15 protein-coding genes are annotated in these 16,579 nt (G+C 39.3%); 2 read left to right on the forward strand and 13 right to left on the reverse strand.

The window, feature by feature from the left end; translation table 11 throughout:
• Nucleotides 1–112: 112 nt before the first annotated feature.
• From E5672_RS10745 to E5672_RS10800, 12 genes are all read right to left on the reverse strand, one after another.
• The gene (locus E5672_RS10745; protein WP_136782198.1) at nt 113–1,114 is read right to left on the reverse strand and encodes a glycosyltransferase family 4 protein; all 1,002 of its coding nucleotides are present in this window, start codon (nt 1,112–1,114) and stop codon (nt 113–115) included.
• Nucleotides 1,111–1,995 (reverse strand): glycosyltransferase, encoded by an 885-nt coding sequence (locus E5672_RS10750; RefSeq protein WP_136782199.1) that lies wholly within the window; start codon nt 1,993–1,995, stop codon nt 1,111–1,113. Before E5672_RS10750 ends, E5672_RS10745 begins: the two co-directional genes overlap by 4 nt.
• Nucleotides 1,992–2,897 (reverse strand): glycosyltransferase family 2 protein, encoded by a 906-nt coding sequence (locus E5672_RS10755; RefSeq protein ID WP_136782200.1) that lies wholly within the window; start codon nt 2,895–2,897, stop codon nt 1,992–1,994. The genes E5672_RS10750 and E5672_RS10755 overlap by 4 nt, the downstream gene beginning before the upstream one ends.
• Nucleotides 2,894–4,105, reverse strand: a complete 1,212-nt coding sequence (locus E5672_RS10760) for a glycosyltransferase (protein ID WP_136782201.1) — start codon at nt 4,103–4,105, stop codon at nt 2,894–2,896. Before E5672_RS10760 ends, E5672_RS10755 begins: the two co-directional genes overlap by 4 nt.
• A complete protein-coding gene (locus E5672_RS10765) occupies nt 4,105–5,091 on the reverse strand; it encodes a glycosyltransferase family 2 protein (RefSeq protein ID WP_136782202.1) in 987 nt (328 codons plus the stop codon). The genes E5672_RS10760 and E5672_RS10765 overlap by 1 nt, the downstream gene beginning before the upstream one ends.
• Before the next feature lie 9 nt (nt 5,092–5,100).
• A complete protein-coding gene (locus tag E5672_RS10770) occupies nt 5,101–6,096 on the reverse strand; it encodes a glycosyltransferase family 2 protein (RefSeq protein WP_136782203.1) in 996 nt (331 codons plus the stop codon).
• Nucleotides 6,093–7,073 carry a polysaccharide deacetylase family protein gene (locus E5672_RS10775; protein WP_136782204.1) on the reverse strand — a complete coding sequence of 327 codons (981 nt, stop codon included), beginning with the start codon at nt 7,071–7,073 and terminating at the stop codon, nt 6,093–6,095. Before E5672_RS10775 ends, E5672_RS10770 begins: the two co-directional genes overlap by 4 nt.
• An 87-nt stretch (nt 7,074–7,160) precedes the next feature.
• Nucleotides 7,161–8,162, reverse strand: a complete 1,002-nt coding sequence (locus E5672_RS10780; RefSeq protein ID WP_136782205.1) for a glycosyltransferase — start codon at nt 8,160–8,162, stop codon at nt 7,161–7,163.
• A 71-nt stretch (nt 8,163–8,233) separates the two neighbouring features.
• Nucleotides 8,234–9,967, reverse strand: coding sequence for an arsenate reductase/protein-tyrosine-phosphatase family protein (locus tag E5672_RS10785; RefSeq protein ID WP_136782206.1), 1,734 nt, complete (start codon nt 9,965–9,967; stop codon nt 8,234–8,236).
• A gap of 2 nt (nt 9,968–9,969) precedes the next feature.
• Nucleotides 9,970–10,533: a D-glycero-beta-D-manno-heptose 1,7-bisphosphate 7-phosphatase gene (gene gmhB, locus E5672_RS10790; protein ID WP_136782207.1), complete on the reverse strand. Its 564-nt coding sequence runs from the start codon at nt 10,531–10,533 to the stop codon at nt 9,970–9,972.
• A complete protein-coding gene (locus E5672_RS10795) occupies nt 10,533–12,047 on the reverse strand; it encodes an oligosaccharide flippase family protein (protein ID WP_161569396.1) in 1,515 nt (504 codons plus the stop codon). The genes gmhB and E5672_RS10795 overlap by 1 nt, the downstream gene beginning before the upstream one ends.
• Nucleotides 11,989–13,134 (reverse strand): GNAT family N-acetyltransferase, encoded by a 1,146-nt coding sequence (locus E5672_RS10800; protein WP_136782209.1) that lies wholly within the window; start codon nt 13,132–13,134, stop codon nt 11,989–11,991. Before E5672_RS10800 ends, E5672_RS10795 begins: the two co-directional genes overlap by 59 nt.
• A 92-nt stretch (nt 13,135–13,226) precedes the next feature.
• On the opposite strand from E5672_RS10800, the gene E5672_RS10805 reads away from it, so the two are divergent.
• Nucleotides 13,227–14,480 carry a YfiM family lipoprotein gene (locus tag E5672_RS10805; protein WP_136782210.1) on the forward strand — a complete coding sequence of 418 codons (1,254 nt, stop codon included), beginning with the start codon at nt 13,227–13,229 and terminating at the stop codon, nt 14,478–14,480.
• Nucleotides 14,481–14,568: 88 nt separating this feature from the next.
• A complete protein-coding gene (locus E5672_RS10810) occupies nt 14,569–15,438 on the forward strand; it encodes a ThiF family adenylyltransferase (RefSeq protein WP_240692211.1) in 870 nt (289 codons plus the stop codon).
• A gap of 120 nt (nt 15,439–15,558) precedes the next feature.
• Here E5672_RS10810 and E5672_RS10815 read toward each other — a convergent pair whose 3' ends face one another.
• Complete coding sequence (locus E5672_RS10815; protein ID WP_136782211.1) at nt 15,559–16,422, reverse strand: PEP-CTERM sorting domain-containing protein; 864 nt, start codon at nt 16,420–16,422, stop codon at nt 15,559–15,561.
• Nucleotides 16,423–16,579 lie beyond the last annotated feature (157 nt).

Here is a 16,579-nt window from a genome sequence, read left to right on the forward strand (position 1 = left end):
TTTACTGTTAAGCTGTGCTACATGTAAAAATAGTTACTACACAATAACTTCGTTCAAGTTCTCTATTCCAGACAATGGATTTATTGGTTTAGTGCGTTTCGTTTATTGTGCACTAAATAAGCTTTAGATACGAGTTTATGTATTGTTGCGCCATTTTTTCTAACGAGAAATGCTTTAACGTACGCTCTCTATTAAATTCGCCCATACTCTTTGCATGGAGTGGTGAGTCTGCTAGAGATATAACTGCATCAACAAACGCAGAGACATCATCAACCGGGCACAAACTCCCCCCTTTTTTATCAACAATGAGTTCGGGCATAGAGAAGCAATCGCTAGTCACTACGGGCATGCCACATGCCATAGCCTCTAAAGTCGTTAAGCTAAGCCCTTCAAGTCTGGTGGGGAATAGTAATGCATCGCAGTAATTGTAATATTCTAGCAACTGCTGATGGTTGCATTTGCCAATCGATACTATATTTTCAGCTTCGGTTATTGCCTTTTCTTGTAATCCTGTTGTGGTGAACAAGATAAAATTATCACCCAGCTTCGACATAATCTTCGGCAATAAATCAGCGCCTTTTCGAACGCTGAAATTACCTACAAAAAGTAATTTAAATTTTCCTTTGCCGTAGGGCTCACTAAAGTTACTGGTAGTTTTGGGATAGAACTTTGTGGTGTCTATCCCGTTTTGTATTGCTTTAGCGGGTACCTTAAACTGCAACTCAACCTGTTCAGCGCTGTAGTTACTTACTGCGGTAATAACATCAGCATGGTTGAAGGAGTTGCGTTCGTACTGATAGACCATTTTGTGGAACGTTCGTTGCGCAAAACTTTTATAAGGTTTTACCAGTGGATCGTGTACTACTAAATGTTCTGTTGTTACGTGAAAACGCCCCTGATGACAAAACGCGCCCCCAGTCCAACTGTTAGTATGTACGATGTCTGCGACATTATTTTTCACTTGCGGTTTAAGCAAGTATGGATAGAACTGATAATGCTTGGGATAAACGGTGGCACTAGCATCTACCCCCATTTTTCTTAATTGCTCTACCATACTGATTGTCCAAACGTCACTGCCTGAACCCGCATAAGTATATGGAAAGACCACTTTCATCGTGCCATCCTGCGCTTGAAAATTTTGAATAAGTCGTAAAAATGTCCATTCAAAACGCACATTGTGATTACCCTTTTAGGCAATGGTCTATTTGATAACACTATAAAGTTGACCAAAAGGGACAAGCGGTGCGATGTAGACATGAGCGTTTTATATTTTGCTAAATACTTTCGATATCCCTGCTTAATTCTTTTAGGGTTCGTTATTCGCTCTTTTTCATGATCGGTATGCATGATGTAGGTTCTACTATGTATCCTTTTAGCAGCGCCGAATTTGACAATAAGATGCGTAAAAAACTCAAAATCTTGCCATGCTGGGAATGACTCATCAAACAACACATCAGCTTCTAGCGCTTTTTGTCGTTCAAAAAAAACCTGATTACCAACGCAGTTTCTTCTAAAAATCTGTGCTTGGGTAATTGTCTTACCATAGTATCGGCTGGGTACATACTTGGTGCCGGTGTAATTGTATGCTTGTGAGCAAATGAATGAATACTGTGGTTCATAGGCATCTACAAATATTTGAAGGCGCTCGGGTGTGAAGCGATCGTCATCGTCTAATCCAGTAATAAATCTGCCTTTTGCTACTCGAATTGCGCTGTTTCTAGCGTGACAAGCGCCTTTGGATGACGAAGAACGAATATAAACTATATTCGTATATTGTTCACTCCACTGATTTACTTGATGCTGTGTTTCATCGGTTGAGCCATCATCACTAATAATTATTTCAACATTTGGATAAGTCTGTTCAAGTACAGAATGAACCGCACGCTTAAGCATTGTTACTCTGTTTTTTGTTGTTATGTAAACACTGACGAGCGGTGGCTTAAGGCAACTATGGTTATGTTTGTCGTCTTCTAGTCTGGTGGCATCCATGGTCATCTGTCTGTCTGTGATAAAAACCCTAAAAGAAACCCGAGTTTAATAATCAGTCGATAAAGCTTGTTATGCCATGCAACAAGAATGGCCTTCAAACCATCAATGAACGATATGCCTTTTGCTTTCCTTGTTTTTGACACTGTAGTGATAGCTTGAAACGGCGGCACCGCATCTTTGATTAGTGTTAAAAAAGAGAATTGTTTAGACATCGCTTCGTTTGCGTTGCGTAAAGCATAAAAACCGCCTACTACGCGTCTTGCTTTTTTTCTGAGCAATTTAAGACTAGGCCTAGCAGGGTGCTTTACTATTACGTCTTTACCAAATACAAGCTTAAAGCCAAGAGAGGTTGCGCGTTTTGAGAAGTCATAGTCAGCCCCTGAATAGGTATCTTCGTCGAAAAAGCCGGTTTTCACTCTTGCCTCTGCAGTGATAAAAAAATTTGCCGTGACAGAGCGGTTTAGTTCTGCATTTTCTTTTTGAGGGAACGCTAACAATAATTCAAATGCTTCTGCCCAAGAAGGGGTTATGTTGTCACCTTCGATAAACACATCAACATTCCCTCCAACGAGATCTGCGTTTTCGTAATGCAGGCACTCGACGCCTGCTTTTATCCAGTTTGCATCAGGAATACAGTCTGAATCAGTGAACGCAATTACATTGCCTGAGCAAAGAGGAAGCGCGGCATTGCGTGCAGAGTATGAGCCTGGCTTTTCAACGGTTATAAATGTTGCAAAAGGATACTTCTTAGAAACGGCCCTAGCGCAGTGAGTTGAATTGTTATCGGCAACAATTATTTCAACTTCGCCCTTGTAAGTCTGGTTTGCTAGTGAATCTAGGCATTGATCTAGCCTAATAAAATCGTTAAATACAGGGATAACTACTGAGACTTTAGGATTTTGATTCACGCTACATCCTTCAAAGACTTCAAGAAACGCGTAACAGTGTTCTGTACTAAATAGTTGTCCTTTGCAAAAGCGCTGGCGGTATCGATTATTTCTGTACTGTCGTTATCTAGTGCTTTCTTAATATTTTCGCTTAGCGAAATAGCGTTACCTGGTTCAGCTAACCAGCCTGTCTTGCCATCAATGACAGCGTCGGGTATGCCACCGCTATTTGTACCTACTACTTTGCAACCTGCCAGCATCGCTTCAACAAACGTTAAGCCTTGTGCCTCTATCCAGCCGTCGTCAGCTCGTTTTGATGGGCCAATAAAAATGTCGGCAGCTGCGTAGTAATGATATATCTCTGAACTATTTATCCAGCCCACAAACGTTACCGCGTTCTCAACGTTTAGCGTTGCAGCCAAAGCTTTAAATTGCTGCTCTTGATGCCCTCTACCCACGATAGCTAAATGTACCGAGTAACCGTTATCTAACAGTATCTTTGTCGCCTCAATCAGCTCTTTAACGCCCTTTTCCTCATTAACCCTGCCTACAAAAAGTAGCAAATATCTCTTTGACCCAGGGAGTAATTGCGCTCTTACTACCGAAACATCTTCTAGATTTAGTTTGGGTTTCGGTAAAATGCCGGTTGGCAAAAGCATTAAGTTGCTTACTGTTGAAGGCGATAGTTCTTCAGCTTTGGCCCAAGTTACTGAACTATTCACTGTCACTATATCTGAGTGCTTGAGAGTGAATGATTTGAATTTTCTAAGAATATTGCTATCTAGGGCTAATACGTCGCCACCGTGAATCGTAGCTACGTGCTTTGTTTTTGTCAGAAAAGCAACAAGCGCACATACAAAACCTTGTGGTATAAGCCAATGAGAATTTATGCAAGTGGGTTTCCAAACTAATGTTTGGAGTAGGGTAAAGAAAAATTCGCTGGCCACTAAAATCGGTAATTTAATTTTGTTAAGCCAGCTTTTTTGCAAGTTACCCAACGCGCCACCTTGGTAGCATACCGTTTGACCTGATTCAGGTAGCCAATATCGAAACCGGCGTATTTCAACACCATCCATTTCTTCTTTAGTCTTCGCGCCCGCGTAGTGCGGTGCCAAAACTCTTACTTCAACTCCTTGATTGACCAGCTCTCTTGCGAAATTATGCACAAATGGAGTTGTGCTATCACCTTCCCACCGGGGGTAATTGGAGGTAACAATAAGAATTTTCATTAAGAACGATTCTTTAAGCTATCGTCACGTGCTTTCTTTTCATCAAGCATTTGTAACTCCATTCGCCTTACTTTTTCTAGTGTTTGTTCAATGAGTTGACGATTAAAGTTAATGAGGTCGGCTATGATCGCAATTAAAAATGTGATTATACCTAGTAAAGTAAGCACTCCACCTAATATTAACGACTGTATGTGACCATCTCCATCTCCCATCATATAGAAGATGAGGAAACGAACTATAGGGATAAGTCCAATTAAAGTGATCAATGCACCTAGTAACACAAATACCCTGAGTGGTTGATACATGGTGTACATTCGTAAAATCGTAGTTACCTGGCGTTCGATAAATTTAGGAATGCTAGTGAAAAGGCGAGACTCTCGCGTTTTAGCGTTAGTTTCAACCGGAACATGAGTAACAGCCATATGCTTTTTACCTGATTGAATCAAAGCTTCAATGGTATAGCTAAACGGGCTTATTATGTTCAGCTGTAACGCAGCTTCTCTGCTGTAGGCGCGGAATCCACTCACAGCATCCGGAACTTTTACTCCAGATACTTTTTTAACGACATAACTACCTACTCGTTGTAGTAGTTTTTTCAATGGCGAAAAATGCTCAATATCGTTTGTTTTTCTATCCCCGACTACAACATCAGCTTTCCCTTCAAGAATTGGAACGACTAGTTTTGCAACATCCCACCCTGCATACTGGTTATCACCATCGGTGTTAACAATTATGTCAGCACCACGTTTTAAGCATTCATCCAAGCCTTTTCTAAATGTTCTTGCTAACCCTTTGTTATTCTTATTTACAACGATATGATGAACACCCAAAGATTTAGCTACCTCAATCGTTTTGTCAGAGGAGCCATCATCAATAATCATATACTCGATTTCATCGATCCCCTCTATTTGGGTAGGTAAATCATTTACCGTTTGGGGTAATGTGTGCTCTTCGTTGTAGCAAGGTATTTGAATAATTAGTTTCATAGTATCCACTTAACTAAGCAGTGCTTTTGTTTTCAACCAATATGTAAATACAAGCCATTTGATGCTAAATCGACAGGCAAGTGCTTTTGAAGCGTATAATGAAGCTTCTTTAACACGATTGGTAGAGAGTAATTCGTGAGTAATGTGTTGATAAATAAAGCCTAGATACGCTAAGCAATAGGTACGCAGCGAAGAACGTTTTAGCAGTAGGGCTCCTTTTTGGAATACTGTTACCTGATACAAGCGTTTTTCCAGCATATTAACCATGGTTGTCATATTTTCTTTTTTACTTGTATCAGGAATGAGGTGTCGAGACACTACGCAGGGGTTGTACAGTATTGTATCTGCTCGGTCTAGCGTTCGAAGATATAGGTCTCGGTCGCATTCCCAACGAATATTTTCGTCCATTCCGTTTATGCTTAAATAAAGCTCTCGTCTTATAATAGAGCAATTCAAATGCGCAAAGCCATGGCTTTCGAGCAATTCAGGCACGCTCACGACCATCGTTCCTTGAACGTCAGACTGCTTATGTTGTAGTCTTACAGCTAAATCTTCTAGCCATATAGGGCCTTGCTTTACAACACCGTCTACAAATACTGCTGTTTGATTCGTGTAATAAGCATCTACCGTCCCTTCACTATCTGATATGCTCTCATATGCTCGAGCTAAGTGTTCAGTATCAACCCATTCATCGTCATCATCGAGGAAGCAAAGGTATTTCCCAGTACCAACAAGAGCGCCGGTATTCATGGAGTAACTTTGACCGTGTCCATTAGGGCGTTTTCTTTGATATCTGAAGTAAACGTTAGGCGGCGCTTCTTTTTCAAACTGCTTGTATGCTTCAAGAGACTCTTCATCAGAACCATCGTTCACAACAATTACTTCAAAGTTAGTGAATGTCTGAGATAAAACCGAACTTAGTGCCTTTTTGAACAGGTCGACTCTATTTCGAGTGGGGATCACGACACTAAAAAATGGGGTGTTTTTTACATCAGTGTTCGTCATAGTTTGCGTACCAATGGGTGTTCGTTGATAGTAATAAATTCACCATCTAAGGATTTTTCAAACCAATTAACGAAAGACAGTATTTTTTCTATAAACTCGCCACGCTCCCTATCATTTTTGACATAGGGAGTAAGACCAGCTTTCACACTAGGCGAGTGAAAAGATAAAATAAAATAAGTTTGTCCGAGAGCATTTTGACATTTAACGACATTCTTCATATCAGTAAGCGAAAAGCCCTCTGGGGAGAGTCTATGTAGCTTAGCTCGGAAAACCTTCTTCAATACTTTTATAAACAAGTTTTCACTTGAGTATGAAGTTGGCGAAGAGTTGAAATAGTTGCGAACAAAAGAGAAGGGCGAAACAACAGCACTTGAATGTGGCCAGCTTAGGATTTTATTTTCTAATTTTATATCGTTATTGAAGTTTCTAAAATCAGGCCCATGTTGATGTCGGTAATCAGCGAAAGGACTAATACTTACGTCAATCTTGTATCCTAATTCATTTAAAACTTGGTGCGTGTTATCCCCGATACCGTATCTTCCTGCGAGATAAGTTACTGGACGAGTGCCAGTTTGTTCGGAAATTTTGCCGGTTAGTTCTGCAAGTTTTGCGCGTTCTTGTTCGTAACCTAAATTACCTGGATAAGATAGATGCTCCGGAACGAACCCTACCGTTTGTTCAAAAGGAGGGTTGACCCATGGATGCAGGTGAGCTCCAAACTCTACATTCTTCGATATTTCTTTACTTATCTTAATATTAGCAATGCAATTCTGGCCTTGCGCACTACTTACAAATGGATAGTCCATTGCAAGCGTTGTTTTAGCGCCCATCAAAGAAAGAGACTGCACTAGGGCAAATAATTCTTCGCCATGAGATACAGAAGTAGCGTCAACGTTAAAGCCGCCTCCCCAGTCAAACTCTTCTTCCGTGTGAATGACTATTGCTAATTTAGGAGGGCATACATCGCCATCAGTCACTATAACTTTATTCCGTGTTTTAAAGTAAAAAGTAATCGTATCTATTCTTCAAATAGGAGTAAAGCGTAAGCTATATCAACTGAGCGTTTATTTTAGCTTTACTAGGTTTGCTGAGCTCGTATTTACGCATTCTCTTAAAAGTTTTATGAAATTTCTATCGAATGCTAACTTTTGCTCTTCGTATCGAATTCTATTTTTTCTGCCAATGTCTTTTAGCTTGTCTAAGCCTGTTGATAGTATGAGTTCAATTGTGTTCTCTATATCTTCGATTGAACATTCGTTAATACTGCTGAAATATCGAGTACTCTTGCGTGAAACATTAAAGAGAAACAGGTCCTCACCAAACTCATTCATAGGAGCAGCATCAGTTACAGCTACCACTGCGCTGGTTGACATAGCCTCGTTTATGCTGTGACCGAAGCCTTCAGCTTCAGATGGGCATAGGTGTATGCCACATTTGTTCATCAAAAATTCCAGTTCATCTTGAGGCAAAAATGAGCTAAGAATTTTCAAGTTTTCTGCCCTAAATTTCTGGTGCTCATTCAGTCTGCTTACCACGGTGAGAGTGGGCCATTCAGGGTGCTTTTGCCAGGCTTGTAATAGTGGGATGGTGCCCTTTTGTTCGCTTTTTCCTGCTACGTGAAGATATTTACCGTAGTCTTTTTCGATAGTTTTATCTTGAATATCATTAGAGGTAAAGCCTGCAAACTCACAATGTAACCATCTAGCGCTGAGTTGTTTCAATGCGTACTTTGTTTTACAAAATACATGTACATTGTCGTCTATTTTTTGCTGAGTTTTGCTACGTAACCATTCTTGATTGGGAAAAAAAATATTGACATGAGTGTTAACCATTACCTCGCTATAAATTTCTTCAAAATGAATGGTAAGTTGCTTTTTCCCTAAAAAAATGGAGGAGAAAAGTTTTTTGAGAAGATTCCAACAGTTTACAGAAGTATGTTTAGTCCCATCAAACTCTCTAATTGTAATATCAGGGAAATGCTCCTTTATAACTTTACTCACGATCAGAGCATCATTTTTTAATCCTTGCGAGGAACCAAATACAACATTTATTTGCCAGTCGTCCATGAACTAAATCCAAACTGTTGGTTGTTTTTTGTTCAGTTTAGGTTAGCCCAAGTTGCGTCAAAATTTATATATTATTTTGTTATAGAATTCGAAGCCGTTAGAGTAATTAAAAGCTCATCGAGTGCACTACTTATATTCAAATAACATTGCTCAAGCGCGTCGGGAGAACCGTCATACGGATCAGCGATTTCCTCTAACGGCCCGGCCGGAGGCGGTACGAAATGAGCCAAATTTAAAGCTCTATAACTGTGATAATAACTGTTTAATAAATACTCATGTTTCAAGTCAAAGTAGATGACCAATTGTCCATGACTTTTTATCATAGATTGTGACAACCAACTAGAACGATGGCTTCTTAAATCTACTCCCCACTTATTAGCTTCCAGTATACACCGTTCGGGAGAAGGGCGGCTCTCTAGTTGATGAAACCCTGCTCCTTTTACAACTACGTTTATTCCTTGTCGGTGGAACTTTTTCTCTAACAGGTTTGCCGCAAACGGAGAACGCATTATATTCCCATAACAGACAACCAAAATTTCATTAATTGGTTCAGCTAGTAAGTTGGCGTATTGCTTTGCATTGTTAGAATGTTTTGACATCCTGAATCTTCGCTTTATTTTTTCTCCTATAAGTTCATTAATCTCACTGAAAAACGGTCGAGTATCTCCCCATTGGAAGGTATCGATAGTATCGTTTCCTGTTAGCAGCCTAATGAAGCCAAATAAGCGAGGAAAAGCATTAGATAAAGCTTTAGCCGTTCCGTTTTGTGTCCTATTGCGTTCAAAACTGGCTTTTATATCGTAAAGATCGGATGTTAGACTTCTTGCGTGCGCTTTTAAATTGTACGTAAGCTTATAGCTTTTTTCATTAGTTAGTAGATAAGTAGCAAGAATTTTGGGGAAATCAACGCCTGCGAAAATAGCAAGTGGAAGGCTCCCCCAGAAGCGTGCATTAATTTCGATGAGAATCCATTCGTTCGAGCTACTGTTATATTTAAACTCAAACATGGCTACACCGCTATAGTTCAAGTGGATACAAATTTTCTGGCATGCATCAAGCATATCTGGCGGTAATGGGCATGCTTTTCTATATGAACTTCCTCCACCGTGCTCAGGCTCAGACACTCGTTTGTGAGCAAACGCTGCCCTTACCTTACCTTTCCAAGAAAAGACAGATACTCCCATGCCTGTCCCTTCAAAAAAAAGTTCAACTAAGCATTGATCATTTTGTTGTTTAAATAGTTCAATATCAGAGATTGAGCGGGCTATAAGAACGGTATTTCTTTGATTTAGCTGTTCACTTTCGTATGATTTGGTTGGTTTTAATACGAGAGGGAGCGAGTATTTAGAAATTAATGCTTCTGAAGAAGTATCATTAAACTCACAGTGTTCTCCTGAAGCGACATTAATTCCCAATTCTACGGCTAATTTTCTCGTTTCTTCTTTGTCAAATAGTGGGCCGAGAATATTCCGATCCGGGATAGCAAAGGTCGCCTTTGTTTTTTTAGATTCTTGAATGTCCAGCAGTGGATACAATGATCTTTCATCACAAGGAACAATTAAATCATAATCCCCATCTTCTATAATCGCAGTAACTTTCGCCGAATATTCAATTTGAGTAAATGCCTGATAGTTTAGCTTGTAAACTTTTTTAATATACTTTGATCTTAAAGCAGGGGTAGTATTTATAAGCGTAACTATATCTACTTCCATACCGGCTGCCCCTAATGACCGGATTACAGAGAGGAAACTCCTAGTATCTTCACCTAAAACTAACACGCGTTTTTGTATAAGTAACTGAGTCACACTTAAGAGTCCTGATTGAGTTTCTGGGCGAAAGAAAAAAGTGAATCAAAAATTTGCCACCTTGAAGGAGTATTTTCTGTTCGGAAAGCATGCCCCGTTTTTACTAGTATGCATTTCTCTATTCCAGCCGCTTCAGCGGCTTCCAAATCGCTGAACTTGTCGCCAACCATAAAACTTTTACTTACATCTACATCATGTTTACCGATGAGATTGAGAAGCATCCCTGGCTTAGGTTTACGGCATGTACAGTATCTTTTATAGATGCCAGTTGCACCAGTAGGATGATGGGGGCAGAATTCGATATCAGTGATATTAACACCATGTTTTGCGAGTTCTGTATCAAGCCAGTTCATTAAGTTGTGAAAATCCGATTCAGAGTAATATCCTCGCCCTATACCGGCTTGGTTTGTCACAATGAATAAGCTGTATCCAGCGCTCTGCAACAGTTTAAGGGCACTAATACAATTGTCAGTGAATTTAAAGTCCTCGATTTTGTGAAGGTAATTAATTTCTTGGTTTATTACTCCGTCACGGTCAAGGAAAATGGCTTTTCGCTCAGTACTCATTACAAAGCCTTACTATTCATTTTATTTTTTATAGAAAATGCCACTTGGTTCAACAATTTTCTATCTTCAGGGGAAAAAAGAGGAAAAAATGTGGCTAAGAATATTGATATGAAGTAGGTCGTCGCGCCAACAATTGAGGTGAACAGAATTCTTACGATTAGGTTGTTAAAAGTGCTGTAGGCCAAAAAGATAAAGAACGACATTACTATCCCACAAATAAAGATAATACAGAACATTCTAATCAAACGCTTTGCACTCATTTTAACTACTACTGAAAGCCAGGCTAGGCTGCTTAAAAACATAAATACACTAAATAACGCCCTAAATATTGCCAACGAATCAGGGTCTGTAAGAAACTGATAAGTGAAATAAAGAGATATAAGTGCTACACAAAGTGTAATTAAGTCGTAGAAGAACACATGTTTCACTAGACCGCGGGACAATAAAGCATCGCTGACAAAGTCTCCTGTTGTAGCGCTCAGTGTCAATATTGCTAGTGTCGCTAAGATAGGTGCATACACTACCCATTGTTCACCAAGTAGCAGTAACGTTATGTCTTTTGAGAGTAGGAAAAGTCCGATAGTCATGGGAATACATAGAAGTAGCACCACGAAACACGTTGCATAGATGCGATCAAAACCCTTTTCTTGTCTGTTACCCATGGACATAAATGAAAAAAATACTTGGAACAAAGGGCCTACAAGTTCTCTTGACGGAAGCATAGCAATATCTTTTAACGTGTTGTAACCGCCGACATTAGATAGACTGAATATTGAAGCAGCAAACCATACGTCGAATTTCGCGCGTATATGTGCAACGCCATTTCTCAACAGTAACCACTTCCCAAAGTGAAGAGGTTTTCTGAAATGTATGAAAGTGAAAGTCGTACGCTCTTTTAAAAATATATAACTCACGCAACACTGAGTTACAGCATTGGTTAACATTCCCATTACGAGTGCCCAATAATTCGCATAAAAGTAAGCAATGGTAATTGATATAACGCTACCTGCAATTTGTCCAAAAACCGCAAACTTTGCAAAGTAGTGAAACGACATTTCGCGTTTTAAATGAATGATAAAGCCATTGTTAGCTGCATTAACTAGTGGCAAAAAACTTAGCGTAATGAGAGGTAACAATAAGTCTTCTCGTTCTAGCAGCGTTACAACAAAAGGTGCGAGACATACAAGCAGAATGGTAAGACTTGTTTTAATTCCAAAATTTAAAGTCCAGCAGGCACAAAGTTCTTCTTTTGATACCTTTAATTTTTGAATGTAGTATTGATCAACACCGATATCAGTGAATACACTAGTAGCTTGAATTACTAGCAGTAATACAGCGAATGCACCAAAGTCCGTTGGGGTAAGCAGCCTAGCCAAAAGAAAAACGGAAAGAAAGCCTAAGGCTCGGTTAAACCAAGCCGCACCTAACACCCAAGTTGAGCTCTTTAAAAGTAAATTATCCCCTCTCATTTGAAAGACTGTCCGAGAGCCTAAAACGAGATTTTGACTCGTCAATCCAGCGTTTTAAAAGTAATAGGGGGCGTTTTCTTTGGAAGCTAGTTATTATTAACGTCTCTTCATCACTACATAATGAAGCTTTGTACTGACCTCTTCCACCCATAAAATCGTATGTAGTCTTGCCTTCTTCAGCATAAAGAGATATCGCAAGCGCATGAGCTACCAAACCCGGTTTTAATTTGTTGTCATCTTCATATTTTATGCCTGATAAGTAGAAGTATACGTAACCATGGTGTATAAAATTGTAGAGAAAGCAAGCGGACACACCATCTACACTTAAAGATAATATATCTATGCATCCGCTACTAAAGTTACGCTTTATCAGCTCTTGGTGAAAATCTTTAAACCGTGGATTATTGAACCCACTTTTACTTCCTGTCCATCTCATACGATGAAGTTTTCCCGCGTCCGAGAGCATTTCTAGCGCTTCTTCAAGAGAGTCTGCACGTTTTAATTTGACGTCACCTTTCTCCTTTAGAAGTTTTATTGAACGTCTGATTTGATGTCTGGTGTTCTTTGATAAGGTAGCAAGATAGTTATCTAAACACGCAAACTCAGGTTTCAAAGTTGTTGAATAACTTTTAGTTTCCCAGATTGTTCTTGGAAAAAGGTGTGTAGAGCAGGGGGTTTCAGAAATTTCTTGTCTGCTAACCCCCAATATGAATTCATCTACAAATGGATATTCTGCGGTTAGATGGTCTAACACAACAGTTCGAATAGACCATTCTCTTCCTCTTGGGCATAGAACGTCGTTGTATTCACTCCAGATTTGGTCAAAACTCTGTTTCCCAGTTCTGTTTATCCAAAGTTGATTCGTAGAGTAAAAGGGTTTGTTTTCTTTATGGATAGAAAAGAATGCCATACCAACAACTTGGTTGTGCTCATAAACAGTAATTAAATTAGTATTATAATTGACCATTTTTAGCCAACAACCGATCCACTTCCAGCTAGTAAAAAAGCTTTTACTCGAAAGTTTTTCCAATTTGAGCCATTCATCTGCAATATAGGTCAACTGCTCTTTTTCTAATTTTTCAGTTGTTACGGCCAGAGAGTTCATAAGAAGTGCAGTCTTTTGCTTATCCAATCCATTTTTTAGGCTTCTAGAATAGAACCATTAGAGATTTTAAGCAATCGCGGACGCACTTAGTTTAGCTTTAATCACACCTTGGAGCTTCGATGAAATTTTCATTTCAGCTATTTGTATGTTTTTTGATTATGTCAACAGTGTTTACTGTGATGGTCACTTCCACGAAGCCTATCTTGAGCAAGAGTGAAAATGTCTCTGGAGATGTTGTTAAAAAAGCGTATAGCTCTCTTACAGAGCTGAGGGAAGAGTTACTTAATGACAACCAAGACTTTGCAGTCAGTCTCTCTGAAGAAGACCTTAACAGCATGCTTCTGTTAGCCAATGACCTAGCCAATGTTAATACGAGGATAAATCTTAATGTAAATAATGGAATCTTCGTATTTCAATTGGGCTTTACTATAATCAACCAGCCTTTGTACATAAATGGATTTTGTTTATTAGGAGGTTCTGCGGAGACACTAATAGATGAGTGCAAAATAGGATTAATTCCGATAAGTGGAAAAGTGACGGAGTTTCTTATCACTAACAGCGTTCAATTTTTCGGAGGGAAAGAACTGGCTGAATTAGTTAAAGGTTCACTCCGTTCGGTACACGTAGACCATGGGCACTTGGTTGGGAAAATGACAAAGTCTCAATCACTGGGAGAGAACATTCGCCAAAGAAAGAGACAATTTTTTAATGTATCTAAAAGAATATTTCAAAATGCTACTGTACATAAAGATGCTGTCACAGTTTATATTAATGTATTAGATACTATCCCACATTCTGAAACACGTTTAAGCATCTATATTGCGCACGCTTTCAAAGCTGCTAAAAATTCGCCAAATGCTCTGTCACCGAAAAAAGAGAATGAAGCCGCCCTATGGGCAGTAGCGATCTTAGTAGGTTCGAACCAGTTTGCAGATTTAATCGGATTAGACAATTTGCCCTATAACACAAGAAGCACTCAAATTAATGGCCGTTTCGACCATAGCCTACATTATGTTTATTCTATGATAATCGAACTTACAACAAATGTTTCGTTTAGTAATAAAGTAGGGTTGTATAAAGAGTTGCTCGACAGTGAAGGAGGCAGTGGGTTTAGTTTTGATGATTTGGTAGCCGATAGAGCAGGAACAAAGCTAGCGCATATCGCTACTTTGGACAACAAGCATGCAGTTCATATACAGAGAAGGTTTACTTCCCGTGAAATTATTCTTCTACCTAAATTAGACTTTCCTAATAACCAATTACAAAGCAATAACTTTGAAAGATATTTTGAGGGAACAAAGAATAGTGACCTTGAAGCTATAACAAAACGCATTGACATAGCCATTAATGATTTAGAAATATATAAGTTTTAGATTAGGTGCTCATTTTAACCAGTACGATTATCTGTTAAAGAGTGCTATAACTAAATAACACTATTTATCTTTGATGAGGGAGTACGAAGTGGGGTTTGACTACAATGAAGCCTTTTCTAGAAATATCGGGTGGGTAACCGAAGAAGAGCAGATAAAGCTGAAAAATGCCAAAGTAGCGATTGGTGGATTAGGTGGTGTTGGTGGTGACCATGCGATTGTATTAGCTCGTTTAGGTATCGGCCATTTTCACATTTCTGATATGGATGCTTATGACTATGTGAATTTCAATAGACAAGCCGGTGCTAATGTAAATACGGTGGGTAAAGACAAATCGTTAGTCATGGAAGAAACGCTAACGTCTATAAACCCATCAGGAAGTTTAAAGAACTTTCCTAGCGGTATCTCTGAAGATAATTTAGATGAATTCTTGGATGGCGTTGATTTGTATGTTGATAGTTTAGATATATTCAAAGTCGATATACGGCGAAAAGTTTTTCAAGCTTGTTACGACAAAGGTATTCCTGCTATCTCTGCGGCGCCAATGGGTATGGGCACAGCAATGATGTGTTTTTTACCAAACAAAATGAGCTTTGAAGAGTATTTTTGTTTAGACGGTGTCGACTTCGAAGAGCAAATACTCAGGTTTGTGGTAGGTATGTCACCGAGTATGCTGCAAAGGCATTATCTTGTAAAAAAAGCGAGTGTTAATTTTACAGAGAAAGATTCTAAAGTACCTTCTACTTGTATGGGAATATCTCTTGCCGCAGGAGTCTTATGTACTAATGCGTTAAAAATTCTTTTAGGAAGGGGGGATGTAATTCATGCACCGCAAGGGCTTCATTTTGATGCTTACCTAAATAAACTTGTCAAAACTAACCGACCAGGCGGGAATAAGCACTGGAAACAACGTTTTATGTGTTGGTATTTGAAAAGGCTTCTTGCAAAAGGTGATGATTAGTACGCTTGGAGTGTCTTCACTGAGAAGTGTCTGGAGTTGAGAAAGGCAAAATAAAGAAGCCCCAGTGATTATACGTTGGGGCTTTTTTAGATTTAAAGAACAGCTATATCGTTTATTTAATTACTTGCGGCGACGGCGGGTGGTACTTACCAAACCGAGAAGGCCCAAGCTCATAAGGGCTATTGTTGAAGGTTCGGGCACCGCAGCAAAAGATATCGAGCCGTCGTGATTTCCCCTTAATGTTGTTGTGCCATCTCCGTTGTCTGTTATAACCACCTGAGATGCATCAGTATTGTAGTCTACGCTAGCAACAATATTAACAAAAGAAGTAATGAGGTCATTAAACGAACCCGTAGCGAAATTAAACATATCACCTACCATAACGCCGTTCACGGTTCCTGTTCCTACTGAGCTCAAGATCCCAGCTAGGTTTTGACCGCCAGCAGGTGTGTTAATAGTATCATATACATCTATTGTAAATAGCTCGGTAAATGAGTCAGAAATCGTAGCTTCAATCGAGTCATAATAGTAAAACGTTATAGCTCCACTATCATAATCAGTAATCAGTTCAGTACCAGATATTATACCCGATAGATTGAACTGAAAAGTTAGCCCCCAATCTTGCGAATAATTATTATCACTAGGGCCAATCTGATTTAGGGAATCTTGGGGGGATAAATCGCTGATACCGTTTAGGCCTAATGAATTAAATGCATCCGCCACTGAACCTGATAAATTTACTCCACCAAACGTGTTAATGTTGCACCCAGAGGAAAGTGATAATGCACCACAGTCGGCAACAGTGGTTGATTGATAATTGTATAGTAATTCGTTTAGCCAGCCAGTTGTAGTTGGTCCAGCGGCGGTATTCGGGTTTAGGCTGCTATCGAAATCTACACCTACATCTATATAAAACTCTTCAGCAGATAAAGCTGTAGTCGCGAGCGTTAGCGCAGCGCCTATTGCAATGTGTTTTAATTTCATTTTTGAATCCTTGTAACAAAACTAAATATTCTAGTAAGGCTGCGACATCAAACACTTCAAATCCTTTCTGCAACCGTTCGGTAGTACTTAATGCGAAAAGCGCGCCAAGTAATTATTCTTTAATTATCATAGTTTTATAAAACAGGTTGTTCGTAAA

This window comes from Alteromonas portus, assembly GCF_005117025.1.
Taxonomy (GTDB): Bacteria; Pseudomonadota; Gammaproteobacteria; order Enterobacterales; family Alteromonadaceae; genus Alteromonas; species Alteromonas portus.

Coding starts and splice junctions, on each gene's coding strand:
- E5672_RS10750 (WP_136782199.1), bottom strand. CDS start 1,995: ATGACCATGGATGCCACCAGACTAGAAGACGACAAACATAACCATAGT.
- E5672_RS10760 (WP_136782201.1), bottom strand. CDS start 4,105: ATGAAAATTCTTATTGTTACCTCCAATTACCCCCGGTGGGAAGGTGAT.
- E5672_RS10780 (WP_136782205.1), bottom strand. CDS start 8,162: ATGGACGACTGGCAAATAAATGTTGTATTTGGTTCCTCGCAAGGATTA.
- E5672_RS10805 (WP_136782210.1), top strand. CDS start 13,227: ATGAAATTTTCATTTCAGCTATTTGTATGTTTTTTGATTATGTCAACA.
- E5672_RS10815 (WP_136782211.1), bottom strand. CDS start 16,422: ATGAAATTAAAACACATTGCAATAGGCGCTGCGCTAACGCTCGCGACT.
- E5672_RS10770 (WP_136782203.1), bottom strand. CDS start 6,096: ATGACGAACACTGATGTAAAAAACACCCCATTTTTTAGTGTCGTGATC.
- E5672_RS10745 (WP_136782198.1), bottom strand. CDS start 1,114: ATGAAAGTGGTCTTTCCATATACTTATGCGGGTTCAGGCAGTGACGTT.
- E5672_RS10765 (WP_136782202.1), bottom strand. CDS start 5,091: ATGAAACTAATTATTCAAATACCTTGCTACAACGAAGAGCACACATTA.
- gmhB (WP_136782207.1), bottom strand. CDS start 10,533: ATGAGTACTGAGCGAAAAGCCATTTTCCTTGACCGTGACGGAGTAATA.